Origin of the sequence: Streptomyces niveiscabiei (assembly GCF_001419795.1) — a bacterium.
Lineage (GTDB): Bacteria > Actinomycetota > Actinomycetes > Streptomycetales > Streptomycetaceae > Streptomyces > Streptomyces niveiscabiei.
This window is the reverse complement of the sequence record NZ_LIRL01000992.1, coordinates 1-1,602: the sequence shown is the minus strand read 5'-3', so window position 1 is coordinate 1,602 and position 1,602 is coordinate 1. Positions and strand designations below refer to the sequence as shown.

General features: G+C 69.3%; 2 protein-coding genes. Both read left to right on the top strand.

What is annotated here, in order from left to right; all coding sequences use genetic code 11:
- Nucleotides 1-977, top strand: a 977-nt coding sequence (locus tag AOK24_RS38545; RefSeq protein WP_240554322.1) for a carbohydrate ABC transporter permease, incomplete at its 5' end; no start/stop codon positions are given.
- On the top strand, nucleotides 974-1,602 hold a 629-nt coding region (locus tag AOK24_RS38540; protein ID WP_240554321.1), incomplete at its 3' end, for a carbohydrate ABC transporter permease. The genes AOK24_RS38545 and AOK24_RS38540, both read left to right, overlap by 4 nt.

Sequence of the window (1,602 nt, the reverse complement as noted above, 5' to 3'; positions counted from 1 at the left end):
TCCATGGGCTACTCCCCGGAGCCGTAGCCGGAGCGCGAGTCGGAGCCGGTGCCGGTGCCGGTGCCGGTGTCGGTGTCGGTGTCGGGGGCGCCGGTCGGACACACCGCTGGTGGACCGCCCCCTGGCTCTTCCTCGCGCTCGGGATCACCGTCACCGCCGTCTTCGTCCTGTTCCCCTTCCTCAACACCGTCGTCCTGTCCTTCACCGACGCGACGATGGTGCGCGGGGGCCGGTTCGTCGGCCTCGACAACTACCGCCGCCTGGGCGACGATCCGCGGTTCTGGACGGCACTTCTCAACTCCGGTCTGTACGTCGTCTGCGTCGTCCCGTTCATGGTCGTGCTCCCGCTGTTGCTCGCGAGTCTTGTCAGCGGGCCCGGCCGGTTCATCGGGGTGTTCCGCAGCGCTTTCTACACGCCGGTCGTCATGTCCGCCGTCGCCGTCGGCCTGATCTGGACGAACCTCCTCGACAGCCGGGGACTCGTCAACGAGGCACTGTCGTGGCTGGAGTTGGTGTCGAAACCGGTGCCGTTCATCGCGGACCGGTGGCTGCTGCTGATCAGCGCGATGTTCGTGACCGTGTGGACCGGCGTCGGCTACTACATGGTCGTCTACCTCGCCGCCCTCGCGCACATCCCGACGGCCCTGTACGACGCCGCGTCCGTCGACGGCGCCGGGCCCGTGCGGACGTTCCTGTCGGTGACCGTGCCCGGCGTGCGCTCCACGATGGCGCTGGTCGGCGTGTTGTCGTCGGTGGCCGCGTTCCGGGTGTTCAGCGAGGTGTACGTGCTGTCCGGGAACACGGGCGGCACCGGCGGCAAGGACATCACCATGACCATGCTCATCCAGCGGGAGGGTACGGGGCTGTCGGCCGACACCGGGTACGCGACGGCGATCAGCGTCGTCATGTTCGTGATCACGCTCGCGCTGCTGATCGTGCAGCTGCGCATGCAGCGGCGGGACGGGGACGCGGAGTGAGGCCCGGGGTGCGGTACGCGCTGCTCGTGCTGGTCTTCGTGATCCTCGTCGGGCCGTTCCTGTGGCAACTGTCCTTGTCCTTCAAGGGCGCTGGGGACGACCTGTACACGCGTCCGCCCAGGCTCCTGCCGAGCGACCCGACGTTCGGGAACTACCAGGAGGTCGTGCACAGGGTCCCCGTACCGGGCTACCTCCTCAACTCCACGATCGTCGCGCTGATCTCGGTCGCCGGGAACGTCGCCGGGGCGACCTGCGCGGGGTTCGCGCTCGCGCGGCTGCGGTTCCGGGGGCGGGGGCTCGCGCTGTCCGTGTTCGTCGCCGCGCTGCTCGTGCCGGGGGAGACCGTCATCGTCGCGCAGTTCCTGCTGATGCGGTCCCTCGGGCTCAACGACATGCTGCTCGGCGTGGCCCTGCCGACAGCGGTCGCCGCCCTCAACGTCCTCCTCATGCGCAACGCGTTCCTCGCGCTGCCGGTCGCCCTGGAGGAGGCCGCCGTCATCGACGGCGCGAACGTGTGGCGACGGTTCGCGTCGATCTGCGTACCGCAGGTCAAAGGGGCCATGGCCGTCGTCGCGACCTTCGCGTTCGTCGGCTCCTGGAACGACTTCCTGTGGCCGCTGATCGT